Source organism: Arthrobacter glycogeni, assembly GCF_054511155.1.
Window position 1 is genome coordinate 62,647 of record NZ_JBTNDE010000006.1, and the last position, 15,722, is coordinate 78,368.

At 65.6% G+C, this 15,722-nt stretch carries 14 protein-coding genes; 7 read left to right on the forward strand and 7 right to left on the reverse strand.

The features are described 5' to 3' along the window. Window positions 1–143: 143 nt before the first annotated feature. Entirely contained in the window at window positions 144–875 is a 732-nt protein-coding gene (locus tag ACX80O_RS05950) for a YoaK family protein (RefSeq protein ID WP_459332855.1), read from the reverse strand. A 201-nt stretch (window positions 876–1,076) separates the two neighbouring features. Between ACX80O_RS05950 and ACX80O_RS05955 the strand changes: the two genes are divergently transcribed. The 6 genes from ACX80O_RS05955 to ACX80O_RS05980 are packed head-to-tail and all read left to right on the forward strand — an operon-like array spanning window position 1,077 to window position 8,833. Beyond that, window positions 1,077–2,798 (forward strand): ABC transporter substrate-binding protein, encoded by a 1,722-nt coding sequence (locus ACX80O_RS05955; protein WP_459332856.1) that lies wholly within the window; start codon window positions 1,077–1,079, stop codon window positions 2,796–2,798. After that, window positions 2,795–3,748 carry an ABC transporter permease gene (locus ACX80O_RS05960; protein WP_459332857.1) on the forward strand — a complete coding sequence of 318 codons (954 nt, stop codon included), beginning with the start codon at window positions 2,795–2,797 and terminating at the stop codon, window positions 3,746–3,748. Before ACX80O_RS05955 ends, ACX80O_RS05960 begins: the two co-directional genes overlap by 4 nt. Continuing rightward, the gene (locus tag ACX80O_RS05965) at window positions 3,748–4,683 is read left to right on the forward strand and encodes an ABC transporter permease (RefSeq protein ID WP_459332858.1); all 936 of its coding nucleotides are present in this window, start codon (window positions 3,748–3,750) and stop codon (window positions 4,681–4,683) included. The genes ACX80O_RS05960 and ACX80O_RS05965 overlap by 1 nt, the downstream gene beginning before the upstream one ends. Before the next feature lie 5 nt (window positions 4,684–4,688). Next, window positions 4,689–6,497, forward strand: coding sequence for a gamma-glutamyltransferase family protein (locus tag ACX80O_RS05970; RefSeq protein ID WP_459332859.1), 1,809 nt, complete (start codon window positions 4,689–4,691; stop codon window positions 6,495–6,497). Then, the gene (locus ACX80O_RS05975; protein ID WP_459332860.1) at window positions 6,481–8,151 is read left to right on the forward strand and encodes a dipeptide ABC transporter ATP-binding protein; all 1,671 of its coding nucleotides are present in this window, start codon (window positions 6,481–6,483) and stop codon (window positions 8,149–8,151) included. Before ACX80O_RS05970 ends, ACX80O_RS05975 begins: the two co-directional genes overlap by 17 nt. Before the next feature lie 10 nt (window positions 8,152–8,161). After that, entirely contained in the window at window positions 8,162–8,833 is a 672-nt protein-coding gene (locus tag ACX80O_RS05980; protein WP_459332861.1) for a GntR family transcriptional regulator, read from the forward strand. Between the two features lie 180 nt (window positions 8,834–9,013). Here the strand turns inward: ACX80O_RS05980 and ACX80O_RS05985 are convergent, their stop codons facing one another. Both ACX80O_RS05985 and ACX80O_RS05990 read right to left on the reverse strand, forming a co-directional pair. Further along, window positions 9,014–10,270 (reverse strand): phospholipase D-like domain-containing protein, encoded by a 1,257-nt coding sequence (locus ACX80O_RS05985; protein WP_459305053.1) that lies wholly within the window; start codon window positions 10,268–10,270, stop codon window positions 9,014–9,016. A gap of 31 nt (window positions 10,271–10,301) precedes the next feature. Beyond that, window positions 10,302–10,559 (reverse strand): hypothetical protein, encoded by a 258-nt coding sequence (locus ACX80O_RS05990; RefSeq protein ID WP_459332862.1) that lies wholly within the window; start codon window positions 10,557–10,559, stop codon window positions 10,302–10,304. A 356-nt stretch (window positions 10,560–10,915) separates the two neighbouring features. Between ACX80O_RS05990 and ACX80O_RS05995 the strand changes: the two genes are divergently transcribed. Then, window positions 10,916–12,205 (forward strand): ATP-binding protein, encoded by a 1,290-nt coding sequence (locus ACX80O_RS05995; protein ID WP_459305050.1) that lies wholly within the window; start codon window positions 10,916–10,918, stop codon window positions 12,203–12,205. Between the two features lie 21 nt (window positions 12,206–12,226). Here the strand turns inward: ACX80O_RS05995 and ACX80O_RS06000 are convergent, their stop codons facing one another. From ACX80O_RS06000 to ACX80O_RS06015, 4 genes are read right to left on the reverse strand one after another with little or no spacing between them, the layout of a single operon-like run. Continuing rightward, complete coding sequence (locus tag ACX80O_RS06000; protein WP_459332863.1) at window positions 12,227–12,946, reverse strand: polyamine aminopropyltransferase; 720 nt, start codon at window positions 12,944–12,946, stop codon at window positions 12,227–12,229. A gap of 10 nt (window positions 12,947–12,956) precedes the next feature. Beyond that, entirely contained in the window at window positions 12,957–14,771 is a 1,815-nt protein-coding gene (gene glsA, locus ACX80O_RS06005) for a glutaminase A (RefSeq protein WP_459305048.1), read from the reverse strand. 31 nt (window positions 14,772–14,802) lie between these two features. Beyond that, on the reverse strand, window positions 14,803–15,243 hold the full coding sequence (locus ACX80O_RS06010) for a PIN domain-containing protein (protein WP_459305047.1): 441 nt from the start codon (window positions 15,241–15,243) through the stop codon (window positions 14,803–14,805). Then, a complete protein-coding gene (locus ACX80O_RS06015; RefSeq protein WP_459332864.1) occupies window positions 15,240–15,536 on the reverse strand; it encodes a FitA-like ribbon-helix-helix domain-containing protein in 297 nt (98 codons plus the stop codon). Before ACX80O_RS06015 ends, ACX80O_RS06010 begins: the two co-directional genes overlap by 4 nt. Between the last annotated feature and the right edge of the window lie 186 nt (window positions 15,537–15,722).

Sequence of the window (15,722 nt, forward strand, 5' to 3'; positions counted from 1 at the left end):
GTCTTGTTTCCCTTCTCGCCCCCGGACGACGAACCGTGGAGGGCTGAGCCAACAGCTGGGCACGAATTGCGCCCGACTGACCATGCTCGTTCAGCCCGGTGGAGGGAATACAGCGCGTCAGTGAATTGCCGGTGAACTGCTGACTACCATTTGGCCAAGGCTTCGACGTCGTCAGTCTTCGCCGCAGCCTTGGCCTGCTTGTCCTTATGATGCCGGAGCTGGCCAATGAGTGTCACCACCGAGGTGAGGACCGCGGAGAGCGCAATTCCCACCCAGAGGTCGACCTGCAGTGCCGCCGCCCCCACCAGGGCGCCAAGCAGAATCAGCGAGATCGCGAGGGCGCGGCGCACCCAGAACGGGCTCTTTCCTCCCGCGAGGCGCGAGTCGGAGGCCAGCCCGGTAATGGTGGACGTCACCACCACCGTGGTGATCTCGGCGACTTTGAGGCGCTTCGCCGTCGCCGCCTGAATGCCCATGGCGAGGGCTAGCGTGCTGGTGGTGATGCTGCCGAGCACCTCGTCGGCGGTGACATCGATCAGGGCTGTGAAGAGGGACAGGCCGCCGATGAGCGCTGCCACCGTCAGGAAGGTCAACGAGGTCCGTCCGCTCCACCCTTCGGGGGCTTTGCGCAGCACCCGCCCGCCAATGACGGCGCCGACCATGAAGAAGAGTAGAGCCAGGGCCGGGCGAACCACCGGCAGGTCGCTGCCCCCGGCGATGGCCATGCCCAACAGGACGACGTTACCGGTCATGTTGCCGGTAAAGACCTGGTCAAGGCCGAGGAAGCCGACGGCGTCGACCACCCCGGTGGAAAAGGTGAGGGTCAGCATGAGCCACAAGTGGAGTCGCTCGGTGGAGACGGGCTGACGCTTCATGGGATCCTCCAGTGTTTGGCGAACTGCTGTTATGCGCACTGCTGTTTTTGCGATCCGTTGTGACGCGATGCGTTGTTATACGAACTGTCATATTTTGGACTACATGTATACAAAATACACCTTACTGTTTATTGTTGTATGCAATCGGTCACATAAGACCTGCGCCACATGCAGCCCCCGCCTCCTGAATCAAGGATAGAAATGCCGTCCACACCCCGTACGCAGCCGGTCCTGCCGGACACGCGATCCCGGTCCCCGCTCAAGACAGCCGGCGTGTTTGCGGGTGCCGCCGTGGTGATCCTCGCGATGACCGCTTGCCAGCCCCTCCAGGCGCTCGAACCGGCTCCTGAACGTGAAGAAGTCACCACCGCGTCGCTTGAGGGCAAGACCATCGCCGAGGGAGGGGACCTGGTGATGGCTCTCTCCGCCGAACCCGATCGGCTCGACCCGACGACGTCGTCGTCGCTCTACACCCGCTATGTCATGCAGACCATGTGTCAGAAGCTGTACGACATCGATGCGGCAGGCGAACTCATCCCGCAGCTCGCCACCGGCCTTCCCGAGGTGTCCGACGACGGACTCACCGTGTCCATCCCGGTGCGGGAGGACGCCGTGTTCGCGGACGGCACCGCGTTCAACGCCGAAGCGGTCCGGAAGACCATCGACCGCCACCTCAACCTTGAGGGTTCCTCCCGGGCCAGCGAGCTGGGGCCGATCACGAGCATCGAAGCGACCGACGAATACACAGTCGAAATCACGTATGAGACCCCATTCGCTCCGCTGACTGCGGCACTCGCTGACCGGGCGGGCATGATGCTCTCGCCGCAGGCACTCGATACCGCTGGCGAAAACTTCGGTGACAACCCAGTCTGCGTGGGCCCGTTCAAGTTCGTCGACCGCGTCCCCCAGACCTCCATCTCCGTCGAACGGGATCCGCTCTATTACGACGCCGAAAACGTCCATCTGGACAGCATCACCTACCGGATCATCACCGACGCGAACATCCGCGCGGCGAATCTGCGGTCCGGCGATGTCCACGTAGCCGACACCATCTCGCCGCAGGACATTGACGCACTGACCCAGGAAGAGGGGATCGGCGTGTTGCAGGTCGGCTCCCTCGGCTATCAGGGCCTCACCATCAACGTCGGCAACACCGGCGGCGTCGGCGAACCGGTCGGCACCATCGACACACCGCTGGCCCAGGAGGCGGCCGTGCGGATGGCCCTGTCCATGTCGATCGACCGCGAAGCCCTCGTGAACACCGTGTTCAACAGCTGGTACCAGCCGGCCTGCTCACCCGTCTCCCCGGAAAGCCCCTTCACCTCCGAGCTGAGCGAGGAGTGCCCACCGTTTGATCCGGAAGGCGCCGTCGCTCTGCTCGAAGAAGCTGGCATCGAAACGCCGTACGAGATCGAGATGCAGGTCTCCAACGCACCCGACACGCTGCGCTTCGCCCAGGCCCTGCAGGCCGCGGTGTCCGAGGAGGGCGCGTTCAGCCTGACCATCGTTCCCGTGGAGTACTCGACCCTGCTGGACGTCCAGTCCCGCGGCGACTTCGAAATGCTGCAACTTGGGTGGTCCGGTCGCGTTGACCCCCACGGCAACATGTTCAACTTCCTCTCCACCGGGGGCGGCAACAACTACTCCGGGTACAGCGAGGACCACGTCGACGCCCTGCTTCAGCAGGCGGCCCAGACCATAGACGAAGGCGAACGCGCCGACCTGTACGGCCAGGTGATCGAGAAGGTCCAGGAAGACAACCCGCTCATTTACCTGTATCGGGTGCGCAGCCTCACCGCGTACACCACGGATATCGCGGGGGTGGAAACCTTCGCCGACGGCGTGGTGCATCTGAGCAATGTGGCGTTCGTCGATGCTTCAGCTGAGTCAGCCTCAGCTGAAGCAGCGGAGGTGACACCGTGATCCGCTACGTCGGCGCCCGGTTGTGGCAGTCGGCGCTGACCCTGCTCCTGGCATCGCTGGTGGTCTTCATCGGCGTCCGGCAGCTTCCCGGGGACCCTGCGCTGGCCATGGCCGGTGAGGAAGCCACCCCCGAGCAGGTCGAGGTGATTCGTGAACAACTGGGACTCAACGACACCCTGACCAGCCAGTACTTCACCTTCATCGGCAACATCATGCGTGGCGACTTCGGCGAGTCCACCCGTACCGGCACGCCCGTCACCGAGCTGATTGCCACCACCCTGCCCGTCACGCTGTGGCTGTCCGCCTACGCAATTGTGGTCGCCGTCGTCGTCGGGATCCTGTTCGGCGTCATCGCCGAGCGGTTCCGTGGGCGTTGGCCGGAATGGTTCGCCAACGGGTTTGCACTCGTCGGCCTGTCGGTGCCGAACTTCTGGCTGGGCATCCTCGCGATCCTGTACTTGTCGGTGACCCTCGGCTGGTTCCCGGCGTCGGGGTACGTGGATGTGGCCACCAACCCGTTGCGCGGGTTGTACTACCTAACCCTGCCGGCCGTCATTCTCGGCACCGGGCTGGCCGCCGTGATCATGCGGCAGACCCGGGCGTCGATGATCGAAACCATGAGCACCGACTATGTGCGGACCGCGAGGGCCAAGGGCCTGGGACGCGGCCGGGTGCTGATGCGGTATGGCTTACGGAACTCGCTGATCGTGGTGGTCACGATCGTTGGACTGCAACTCGGTGGCCTGATCTCCGGTGCGGTGGTGACCGAGCGGATCTTCGCGCTGCCCGGCTTCGGGAAACTCACCCTCGACGCCGTGTTCACCCGCGACTACCCGGTGATCCAGGCAGTGGTCCTGATCATCACCATCTCCTACATTGTGATCAACCTGGCCGTGGACATCCTGTACTCAGTCGTCAACCCGAAAATCCGAGTCGGAGGAGCCAACTAATGGCCGCTACTGAAATTGCCACCAGGGGAACAGGCCCGGGCATAGGACCTGACGCGGCGGGCCTCGGGTCGGCACGCGGCCGGATCTGGCGTTCGCTGCGCCGGAACCCGTTGGGCATTGCTGGCGGCATCATGCTAGCGCTGGTGGTGCTGGCCGCTGTGCTGGCTCCGCTGATCGCACCCTACGATCCCACCGAGGTCCACTTCGACGCTCCGTTCCAGGACCCGCTCACCGTGGGCTACCTGCTGGGAACCGATGACCTGGGCCGCGACATTTTCTCCCGGATGCTCTTCGGTATGCAGGCCTCGCTTAAGGTGGGCGCCCTGTCCGTGTTGCTCGCCGTCGTCGTCGGGACCCCGTTGGGGCTGTTGGCCGGCTACTGGAAAGGGTTCGACGCCGTCATTTCCCGTCTTACCGACGTCACTCTGGCCTTCCCGTTCCTGATCATCGCCGTCGGGCTGGCGGCGATCAGCGGGCCCAGCCTGTCGAACGCGGCCATTGCCCTGGGGATCGCGCAGATCCCGACCATGATCCGGGTGGTTCGCGGCGAAACGCTGCGGATCAAGGAGAGCGACTTTGTGCTCGGTGCCCGCACCATGGACGCGTCGGGGCTGCGGATCATGGCCCAGCATGTGCTGCCCAACGCGGCATCGGCGATCATCGTGCAGGCCACGGTGATCATGCCGGTCGCGGTGATCGGTGAGGCGCTGCTGTCCTTCCTCGGTCTCGGCATCCAGCCGCCCACCCCTAGCCTGGGTATCATGCTCTCGGATGCGCAGCAGTACATTTTCAGGTCGCCCACGGCCGCCATCTTCCCCGGGGTGGCGATCGCCGTGATTTGCCTGGCCTTCAACCTGTTTGGGGATGCCCTGCGTGACGCGCTCGACCCCACCAGTGCCTCAAGTTCCCGTTCCCGCAAGAAGAACCGAAAGTGACGTCGATGAGCTACACACCACCCGCCTCCTTCACCACCCGGCCCACCCTCGAGGGCACCTTCGGGATGACGGCGTCCACCCACTGGCTGGCCACCGCGTCGGCGCAGGCAGTCCTTGAGCGCGGCGGGAACGCGTTCGACGCCGCCGTCGCCGGCGCGTTCGTGCTCCATGTGGTGGAGCCGCATCTCAACGGTCCGGGCGGCGACATGACCGGCGTGTTTGCGACGGCGGCGAACCCGTCCGAGCCCGTCGTCCTGATGGGGCAGGGCCCCGCACCGGCTGCCGCCACCCGTGAGCACTACCTGTCCGAGGGGCTGGAACTGGTGCCCGGTTCGGGGGCGCTCGCCGCAGCGGTGCCTGCCGCCGTCGACGCCTGGTTCCTGTTGCTGCGAGACCACGGCACCTGGGAACTCGGTGACGTCCTGGAATTTGCGATCGGTTACGCCCGCAACGGGCACCCGATCGTGGGACGCGTTGGTGCGACGATCTCCGCCGTCGCTGACCTCTTCAACGACCACTGGCCGACGTCGGCAGCGCTCTGGCTGCCCGGGGGCCGCGCTCCCGAGGCCGGCGAGGTGATCACCAACGAGGCCTACGCTGCAGTGCTGGACCGCCTAATCGCGGCCGGTGCGCCCGAGGCCACCCGCGAGGAGCGCATCGACGCTGCCCGGCGCGAATGGAGCGAGGGCTTCGTGGCGCAGGCCGCCGTCGCCTTCACCGCCCAGCCGCACCGCCACTCCTCCGGCACCGACCATGCCGGCGTGATGAGCCTGGAGGACTTCGCCGGCTGCCAGGCCGGGTACGAGCCCGCCACCACCTTCGAGTTCCGCGGCCACACGATCGCCAAGACCGGCGCCTGGGGGCAGGGACCGGCCCTGCTGCAGACCCTCGCGATCCTGGCCAAGTACGACGACGAGCACCTGGACCCGTCCACGGCGCTCGGCGCCCACACCATTCTTGAGGCACAGAAACTCGCGATCGCCGACCGGGAAGCGTACTACGGTGACGCTGACGTCCCCCTCGACTACCTGCTTTCCGAGGAGTACTCGGCCGGACGCCGCGCGCTGATCACCGACCGGGCCTCCGCCGAGTTCCGGCCCGGCACCGTGCCGGGCCGCGAGCCGTTCATCCCGCCGCTGCGGACCGAGTACCTCCCGCCGGCGCTCGCAGGGATCGGTGCGATGGCCGGCGTCGGCGAGCCGACTGTCTCCCGCAGCGGTGAAACCCGTGGGGACACCTGCCACGTCGACGTCGTCGACCGGTGGGGGAACATGGTCTCAGCCACCCCGTCCGGTGGCTGGCTGCAATCGTCGCCCACCATCCCCGAACTCGGGTTCTGCCTGGGCTCACGGCTGCAGATGACCTGGCTGGAGGACGGCGCGCCGTCGACCCTCCGGCCGGGGAAACGCCCCCGCACCACGCTGACCCCCACCCTGATCCTCAGGGACGGGGTGCCGGTGGTGGCCCTGGGGTCTCCCGGCGGCGACCAGCAGGATCAGTGGCAGCTGCTCTACATTCTGCGGACCATCGTTGGCGGCTACTCGCCGCAGCAGGCGATCGACGCGCCGTCCCTCCACACGACGTCGATCCCCGGATCCTTCTTCCCGCGGACCTGGGAACCGGGTGGAGCTGTGGTGGAGGACCGTCTGGGCGAGGACGTCATCACCGGTCTGGAGGCCCGCGGCCACGTGGTCACCCGGGCGGGTGACTGGGCGTTGGGCCGCATCTCCGCAGTGGTCAGCGACCCGGCGACCGGTGTGCTGAAGGCCGCCGCCAACCCGAGAGGAGCGCAGGGCTATGCAGCAGGGCGATGAAGTGAACGCAGGATCCAGGGAGGTCCTGCTGAAGGTCGAGAACCTGGAGGTGACGTTCGGCAACACCCCGGTGCTCCACGACGTGAGCTTCGAGCTGCGAAAGGGCGAGCGGGTGGCAATCGTGGGCCAGTCCGGCTCCGGCAAGTCCACCACCATCGGTGCGATCCTGCAGCTCCTCCCCGGAGACGGCTACATTTCCCGCGGGTCGATCCGGCTGGGCACTTCGGGTGACACCGTCGAACTGGCCGACGCGTCCGAGGCGCAGATGCGCACCATCCGCGGCTCGCGGCTCGGCCTGGTCCCGCAGGACCCCATGTCCAACCTGAACCCGGCCATGAAGGTGGGGCCGCAGATCGCCGACGCCCTGATGTCCAACCGGGCGCCGGGCAGCGAACGCCTGGATCGGGCACAGACGAGGGCACGCGCCGTCGGGTTGATGGCCGAGGCGGGGATTCCCGACGCCGCACGCCGGTACGGGCAGTACCCGCACGAATTCTCCGGCGGCATGCGCCAGCGGGTGCTCATTGCCATCTCGTTGGCGGGGGAGCCTGAGCTGCTGATCGCTGACGAGCCGACGTCGGCCCTTGACGTGACGGTGCAGCGGCAGATCCTGAACCACCTCCAGAATCTGGTGGACGCACGGGGTACCTCGCTGCTGTTCATCACCCACGACCTGGGCCTTGCGGCCGACCGCACCGACCGCATCATCGTGATGTCCGAGGGCCGCATCGTTGAGGTTGGCACGCCGCGCGAAATTCTCCTCAGCCCGCAGGAGGAGTACACCAAGGCACTCGTCGCTGCGGCGCCATCGGTGGCGGCCGTCCTGGGTCGGGAACCCGCTGGCGGCGGAATGTCATCAATCGCCGGGCCCGAACCGATCCTCGTCATCCGTGACCTGTTCAAGGAGTTCAAGCTGCGCGGCCAGCGGGGCAGCACGGTGCAAGCCGTGAAGGATGTTTCCTTCAGCGTGCAGCGCGGGACGACGACGGCGGTGGTGGGCGAATCCGGGTCGGGCAAGACCACTGTGGCCCGGATCATCCTCGGCCTGGAAACCGCAACGTCGGGTGACGCGCTGATCGACGGCAAGACCATCACTGCCAGCCGCGGCCAGGAGCGCAGGGCACTACGGCGCATGGTCCAGCCGGTCTTCCAGGACCCGTATGGATCGTTGGATCCCACGTTCAGCATCGAACGTCTGATCGACGAGCCCCTGCGGATCTTTAAGGTGGGAGATAAAGGCGACCGCCGTCGCAAGGTGGCCGACCTGCTGGACCAGGTAGGCCTGGCGCACACCGTGGCGCAACGCCGACCCAACGAGCTCTCCGGCGGGCAACGCCAACGTGTGGCCATCGCCCGGGCGTTGGCACTGGAACCGGAGCTGCTCATCCTCGATGAGGCGGTGTCGGCGTTGGACGTGCTGGTGCAGGACCAGATTCTCCGGTTGCTCGCCGATTTGCAGGACCGGCTGGGGCTGACCTACCTGTTTATCAGCCATGACCTCGCCGTCGTCCGGCAGATTGCCGATAGTGTGGTGGTCATGAAGGCGGGCCAAGTGATGGAAGCGGGAACTGTGGACCAGGTCTATAACCGGCCCGAATCCGAGTACACCCGTGAACTGCTGGGAGCGATCCCCGGTGCCGCCTTTGCCGCCTGATCCGAAACCGGTGGATCCTGCCCCGAAACAGCGGGTGCAGGACGAAATCCGGCATGACATCATTTTCGGTTCCCTGCGGCCCGGCACCCGGGTCACCGAGGCTGCGCTTGCCGCCACCTATGGGGTGTCCCGGATCCCGGTGCGCGAGGCGCTGCGTGCGCTCGAGGCGGAGGGGTTCGTCGAGTCCAAGCCGTACGCAGGGTCGACGGTCTCGGAGATCCCGCTGGACGACGCCGACGATCTCTTCTCCGTGCGCGAGGCGCTTGAGGCTGCGACCGCACGCCGGGCGGCGCGGCGGGCGGCCGCACAGTTCAGTGCCGGGGAGCCGAGCGCCGACTGGTGGAAGGCGCGGCGGTCACTCGCTGACCTGCTCGACGACGGCGACCGGGCCGTCGTCGGAGGGAACCTCGAGTCGCTGCCGGAACTGAACATCCGGTTCCATCTGGGGGTCGCTGATCTCAGCGGCAGCGCCTCGCTGACGGCCCTGCTGCGCCAGATTTCGGGCAAGATCGAGTGGCTCTACGCCACCGACGTCGACAATCGGGGGAAGCAGTCCTGGAGCGAGCACCGCCTGATCATGGCAGCGATCGACGCCGGCAACCCGGCCGACGCCGAACGCCTCATGGCCGGACATGTCCACCAATCCCGCGTGGGGTACCTGGACCGGTTCGCGGCCCCCTGAGCCGGGCTCAGAAACTGACGAGGGTAGGTCGGGCGTGTTCCTCGCCGGACGGCGGAAACTTTTGCGCAGCTGTGGCGGGTAGGAGACGCTCGAACCCACCAGTGCTGCACAATTGTTGAAGCCAACCCGCCAGAGCTGCGCAGATCATGCAACGGCGGAAGAGGGAAGGTGGGCGCTCGGCTAGAGGAGGGGGCGGAGGGGGGCGAGGATTGCCTCGCTGACGCGAGCGACGATGTGCCGGCGTTCCCATTCCTGGATCGTGAGGATACGGCTGTTGCCGCTGTCGATCGCGAAGATCTGCTCCATGCTGTGAGCCAGGCCCTCGTCGAAGATCTCGATGTTGATCTCGTAATTCCCGGTCAGGCTCAATCGGTCGATGTTGGCGGTGCCCACCGTTGACCATTGGCCATCCACGGTGGCGGTCTTCGCGTGAATCATCGCGTTTTGGTACAGCAGCACCTGGATCCCGTTCTCCAGCATGGACGTATAAAATCCGCGGGACAGCCAGTCGGAGAGCACATGGTTGGACTCCTCGGGAAGGATCACGCGGACGTCCACCCCGCGTTTGCTCGCCCGCAGGAGGGCGTTGAGGATCTGCTGGTCGGGGATGAAGTAGGCGGTGGTGATGTAGATGTGATGCTTGGCGCGGTTGATCGCGTCGAGATAGACGCCGCGGATCGGGAACACCAGGTTCGCCGGGATGTTGTTGACCGCACGCAGCCGCGGCTCCCAGAAGTCGGCGCTGATGTCATCGAGCCTGGGTCGGGACTTCGCCGCCGACAGGTTCCACACGCTGACAAACGCTTCCCGTAATTCCCAGACGGACGGTCCGGCGATCCGCAGGTGGGTGTCCCGCCACTTGGTGGCGTAGAGACTCCCGATGTTGTAGCCGCCCACAAACCCGACGGCTTCATCCACCACCAGTAGTTTGCGGTGATCGAAACCGGTACCCCGGATATTGGTGAACAGCACTGAAGGACGCAGCACAGGGAACCTGAAAACCCGGACGTCGGGGTGGAACGAGTAGAACGACGGTCGGACCACCAGGTTCGCGAATCCGTCATAGATCACGTATACCTTCACGCCCCGTGCGGCGGCCTCACTGAGCGCATCCCGGAAGGTGCGCCCGACGTCGTCGCCCTTCCAGATGTACGTCTCCATCAGGATCTGGTGTTGCGCGGACCTGATCGCCTGAAGCATCGCCTCGTACAGGTCTTCGCCGTAGGTGTAGACGGTGGTTGTGGAGCCGGCCACGTGGCCCTCGAAGATGCCGGGTTTGGGGAACCCTACCCGCTTGGTCCTGATCTTCTTCTGCACAGCGTCGATGATCACCAGCGTCGCAGCAACGGCCGCCTGCAGTGCCGCGAGCGCCAGGGCCGCTCGACCAACAACTGTTCGGGCGAAGCCAAAAAGGTGCTTCGGGTGGTGTAGACGCATAATCAAGAGCCTAGCTGACCGGCGACGGCGGTCAGAGGTGGCGCAAATACCGGTCGGGCGCGTTCATGAAGCTCCGCCAGTTCATTGTCAGGTCCAGCTCCTCCCACGGCATCTCCCGGAACCCCCATGGCCCGATCTCCAGGATGGACGCCCCGGGTAAGGCGGCGAGAAGGGGCGAGTGGGTGGACAACAGCACCTGTGACTTCCCATCGGCGAGCAAATCCTTGAGGATGCCGAGCAACGCCAGGCAGCCACCAAACGACAGGGCCGACTCCGGCTCGTCCAGCACTCACAGGCAGGGTCCGCGGAACCGGTCCACGGCGAGTTCCAGGAAAGATTCGCCGTGGGACATTGAGTGAAACTCGGAATCCTTCCGCGACATGCTCAGGTCGCCGCGCCCAGGCCCAGCCCGTCGCCCAGCAGTTGTGCCACGGGCGGCAGGGTCCCCGGCCACTGCCCTGGCGCCAGCGGATACGCCGGGTGGGCGGTCACACGGCGGAGGGAAACCGGTCGAGGTGCATCACAGCATCATGGCAGCCGCCTCAGACAGTCACAATCTCCGGTACCGTCCGGCGGTGTGCCATGATCAGCGCACGGCACGTTTTGCAGACGACACGATCAGCCCACGACGAAGGAGTCACCCGTATGACCGGTTGGAGAATCAGGGACTTTCACTCTGCAGACATGGACGCGATCCTGCACCTGTGGGAAGAATCCCGCAGCGCCGGCGTCGAACCGGTGTATGCCCTCGCTGAGGTTCTCGCCTCCTGCCAGAAGGACCACGCCGTCGTCGCCGTCCACGGCGAGACGGTGGTCGGCACGGCGGTGGCCCGCGCCGCCCACGACCAGGGCTGGATTGTCTTTTTCGCCATCGACGAGGGCTGGCGGAACCACGGGATCGGGAGTGCGCTGCTCGCCGCCATCGAGGGCAGGATGGCGCCGCATGGCCTGACCAAGCTCTCCACCCTGGTGCCCGACGCCGAACACCGGGTGGATGCACTCCTCAACTCGGGTTTCCAGGACCGCAAACACCTCAGGTACTTCGAACGGGACATCCCCGTGCAGCGGCAGGAAATGGGTCTGCTCAGCGAACTCGGCGGCCGGTTGATGCCGCGGAACCTGTGGAACAACGTGGGCGGGATGCAGCGGGAAAAGGAACTGCTCGAACGCCGGCTGGTCCTGCCGCTGGCCAACCCCGACCTCGCCGAGCAGTACGGGGTGGTTCCGCCCCGCGCTGTGATGCTGTTCGGCCCGCCGGGGACCGGTAAGACCACATTCGCGAAGGCCATCGCGTCGCGGCTCGAGTGGCCCTTCGTCGAAGTGTTTCCGTCGCGGCTTGCCGCTGACTCCAAGGGCCTCGCGGGCGCGCTGCGGGAGACCTTCCTCGAGATCGCCGACCTGGAACACGCCGTGGTCTTCATCGATGAGGTGGAGGAAATCGCCGCCCAGCGGCAGGGCGAGCCGCCGTCCCCGTTACAGGGGGTGACCAACGAACTGCTCAAGATCATTCCGGCGTTCCGGGAGCGGCCCGGCCGGCTGCTGGTGTGCGCCACGAACTTCATCCGGGCCCTTGATACGGCGTTCCTCCGCCACGGCCGCTTCGACTATGTCATCCCGATCGGCCTGCCCGACGAAGCCGCCCGCCACGCCATCTGGCAGCGCTACATCCCGTCCGAGGTGGCGGCCGACGTCGACATCGCCCGGCTGGTCGACACCTCCGACGGTTTCTCGCCAGCCGACATCGAGTTCGCGGCCCGCAAGGCGTCCCAACGGGCCCTGGAGCAGGCGGTCTTCGGGTCGGCGGACGGCGGCACGCCCGCCGCGGGGCCGTCCAGCGAGGACTACCTGACGGCGATCGCCGAAACGCGGACCACCGTGTCGGCATCCGTGGCGCAGGAATTCCGCGAGGACATCGAGCGGATTGCAAGGCTGTAACAGACCCGGGGGAGCGTCACGTTATCGGGGTTTGCGGCCCAGATACACGGTGTTGGTCGATTCCCTGCCCTGCAGCGGGTTGTCGAAACTGACCACCTCGGCGCCCACCTCGGTGAACACCTCGCCCAGCACGGCGAGGTAGTCGTCGTCGGGCGGGTCGTTGGACCAGAGCGCAAAAATCCCGCCCGGGTGCAGATGACCGGCGAGCCTCCGCGTACCCGCCGGATCATAAAACGCCGCATGGCTGGGGTGCAGCACGTGGCGCGGTGAGTGATCGACGTCGAGAATCACCGCGTGGAACAGCCGCGCCGGTGCGTTCGGGTCGAATCCCGCCGGCGACGCGGCCATCGCGAAGAAGTCCCCATGAACATACCGGCAGCGCGGATCCGCGGTCAGGGATTTGCCGGCCGGGATCAGCCCCGACTGATGCCACTCGACGACCTCGCCGAGCGCCTCGACGATCAGTAGCGTGCGGGCGCGCGGACTGTCGAGCACTGCCTGCGCCGTGTAGCCCAGGCCGAGTCCGCCGACGACGACGTCGAGCCCGTCCCCGGGCAGTTCGGCAAGGGCGAGGACTGTCAGCTCGATCTCCGCCACGGTGAAAAGGCTGGACATCAGGAAGTCGTCGTCGAGTTTGACCTCGTAGACCTCCTTATCGAAGGTCGGGTCCCAGCGGCGGCGCAGGCTGATCTCGCCCAGGCGGGTCTCGCGCCAGTCGAGCTCCTCGAACCGTGCGCTCATCAGTGTGTCACTAGTCGCGGACCCGGACAGCGGTCTCCCGCAGGTAGAGATCCACCCGCGTGTAGGCATCGCGGGTGAGCGCTTTCCACAGTTCGACGGCCAGTCGGGGGTCCTCGGTTTCGAGCAGGGCGATGGCATCTGCGGTCAGCACCATGACCTTAACCTCGCCTTCGGCCTTCACAGTGGTTTCCTGCCGGTCGTCGCTGCCCAGCGCCAGTTCCCCGAAGGTCATGCCAGCGCTCAGGGTGGTCAGGCGAACCCGACCCCCGCTCGGTCCCGGGACCGAGGTGGTGATCTTCCCGGACAGGATGAAGAACACGCCGGCGAAACGTTGCCCGACGCGGCGAATCACGTGGCCGTCGTCGTACTCCCGCTCCTCCATCCGGCCCGCAAGCGCAGCCGCGTCCTCGCTGGTCAGCGGGCTCAGCGCAGGACAGTCGGTCACAGTGACCACCGAGGGGAGGTGCAGGTCATCGCCGTAGGCGGCAATCAGCCGGTCCTCGCACCACTCAACCGCAGCGGTGCGGGTGTCGAAGGTGGGGACCTCCCGGTCCACGTGCTCGAACGTGTCGGCGAGGGTGCCGTCGCTGTCGATCAGGACCAGTTCCCTGCCGTCGCTGACCAGGTTCTCCCGCGTTTCGGCGAGCAGACGCATTGATACGTCGGCCACTTCGTCAACCCGGCGCAGGTCGAGAATGACCAGTTCGACCGTCTGATCGAGGGAGCTTAGTTCGCGGATCATCGACTCGGTGCCGGCGAAGAGCAGATCACCGTTGAGCTCGATCACCCGGGCACGGTGGCCGTTGTCGCGAAGGATATCCATGGCTTCGTCGTTGCGGCGGATCCCCGAGGGCGACGCCGAGATGTCATAGGTGGACCTGATCGCCGATTTACCCGTCCGGGCGGCCCTGACGAAATGCAGTTCCATGTCCTGGGAGAGGCGCTGGCTGGTGGCCATGCCGCGGACGCTGCTGCCATGCTCGTCCAGGGGAGGGGAGTACACGGCGAGACCCACCTGGCCGGGAAGCACAGCGATGGTGCCGCCGCCCACCCCGCTCTTGGCCGGCATGCCGACGGTGCTGATCCAGGCGCCGGCGTCGTCGTACATGCCACACGTGGTCATCACCGACAGCACCCGCTCGATAGGGCCGATTTCCAGGACCTCGCGGCCAGTGAGCGGGTTGCGCCCGCTGTTGGCCAGGGTCGCCGCCATCACCGAAAGGTCGAGGCAGTTCACCAGCACCGAGCACTGGCGAAAATAGTCCTCGATCACCGGCGTCGGATCGTCCTCGATGATGTTGAACGAACGCAGCAGGTGGGCCAGCGCCCGGTTGCGGTGGCCGTGCTTGAGTTCGGACTCGTAGATTTCGGTGTTGACGCTCAGCTGCCGGCCGGCGAACGCCGAGTACGTGTTGAGGATTCGCTTGAACCGGCCGTTGCCGCCCGACCCCTTAATCAGAGAGGTGGCGGTCAGGGCGCCAGCGTTGATCATGGCGTTGGACGGCCGCCCCGACCCCTCGGCAAGGGAAATCTCGTTGAACGAATCCCCTGACGGCTCGACGTCCACCTTCTCGTCGACCGCTTCCGTCCCCAGATCGGCGAGGGCCAGCCCGTAGGTGAACGGCTTGGAGATTGACTGGATGCTGAACTCGTCCCGGGTATCACCGACCTCGTAGATGTAGCCGTCTACGGTGGTGAGGCAGATCCCGAAATTGTTCGGGTCCACGTTCGCCATGGCAGGGATGGTGCTGTACGGCTTCCCGTCCTTGAGCTCCGAGATCTCCCGGTGGATACGCTTGAGATAGTTTTCAATGGGGGAGTCCATGACTGCAACACTAGCTGGATCCTGGCTGTACTCACCCTGCCTCGGCATCGGCAGTTGTATCCAACAGCAGCGGATGCAACTCAAGGTCGAGGCCCTGGTAGTCGCCGGACCTTCCTGTGACCAGCGGCATCCGAAACTGGCGACAGATAGCAGCCTGAATCAGCACTCCCAAGGGGTAGAACGAGCCGTTGGGATCCTGTGCGGTCGAAAGTTTCGCCAGGATTGATGCGCAGTCGGCGTCCAGGGGCAGTACCCTGCGGTGCAAGAGACCGCCAAGCAGCGTCTCCAGGGCACGCTCCTGAGCGAAATGCCTCATGGGATCGGAGCTGGCGTAAACCGCCGCAGTCACCTCGGCCACTGACAGGGAAGTGGTCTGGGGCTTCGATGGAAACTGCTTCACCCAGTCGGCGACCTCCTGGTCCTCAGTGGAACGGATGAGCGCCAGAAGAACGTCCGAGTCGAGAATGCTCATTGCCTGACCGTCCTCGGCATCTCCAGGTGCCTGAACTGGGAGCGTCGCACCGGCAAGGCAGTGTGGGTAACGCTGCCGATGTCCGTCCGGATGTGCCAGAGCTTGATGTACCACTCGGGCAGCGGTAGTGCCGCGATAGGAAGGAGGGCGCGGCGGGACTCGACCGGTAAGCTCACGAAGCGATTAACGAGCAGACGCAACTCCTGCTGCATTGATCGGCCATTCTGTGCTGCTATCACCTTGACCTGGTCCACGACGTCCGAGTCCACTTGGCGGATGGTGAGGTTCGGCATGGGTATCTCCCTTTTAAAAAGTGCATGCAGTGCCTGCAATGCATGCACTTCCGGATTTGAAAGTGCATGCATTGATTGCACTGCATGCACTAAAAAAATGGGACACCGGTCCCCGCTATGTGCGTAAACCCACCGCTTTCACCACGCAGTCGCCACTTATCGACTGCCAATCGTGACCGTCGCGTG

Bases quoted from the DNA above. Each gene is read 5' to 3' on its own strand.
- ACX80O_RS05985 (WP_459305053.1), bottom strand. From the start codon at position 10,270: ATGCGTCTACACCACCCGAAGCACCTTTTTGGCTTCGCCCGAACAGTT.
- ACX80O_RS05965 (WP_459332858.1), top strand. From the start codon at position 3,748: ATGGCCGCTACTGAAATTGCCACCAGGGGAACAGGCCCGGGCATAGGA.
- ACX80O_RS05950 (WP_459332855.1), bottom strand. From the start codon at position 875: ATGAAGCGTCAGCCCGTCTCCACCGAGCGACTCCACTTGTGGCTCATG.
- ACX80O_RS06000 (WP_459332863.1), bottom strand. From the start codon at position 12,946: ATGAGCGCACGGTTCGAGGAGCTCGACTGGCGCGAGACCCGCCTGGGC.
- ACX80O_RS05955 (WP_459332856.1), top strand. From the start codon at position 1,077: ATGCCGTCCACACCCCGTACGCAGCCGGTCCTGCCGGACACGCGATCC.
- ACX80O_RS06015 (WP_459332864.1), bottom strand. From the start codon at position 15,536: ATGCCGAACCTCACCATCCGCCAAGTGGACTCGGACGTCGTGGACCAG.
- ACX80O_RS05970 (WP_459332859.1), top strand. From the start codon at position 4,689: ATGAGCTACACACCACCCGCCTCCTTCACCACCCGGCCCACCCTCGAG.
- ACX80O_RS05975 (WP_459332860.1), top strand. From the start codon at position 6,481: ATGCAGCAGGGCGATGAAGTGAACGCAGGATCCAGGGAGGTCCTGCTG.
- ACX80O_RS05995 (WP_459305050.1), top strand. From the start codon at position 10,916: ATGACCGGTTGGAGAATCAGGGACTTTCACTCTGCAGACATGGACGCG.
- glsA (WP_459305048.1), bottom strand. From the start codon at position 14,771: ATGGACTCCCCCATTGAAAACTATCTCAAGCGTATCCACCGGGAGATC.
- ACX80O_RS06010 (WP_459305047.1), bottom strand. From the start codon at position 15,243: ATGAGCATTCTCGACTCGGACGTTCTTCTGGCGCTCATCCGTTCCACT.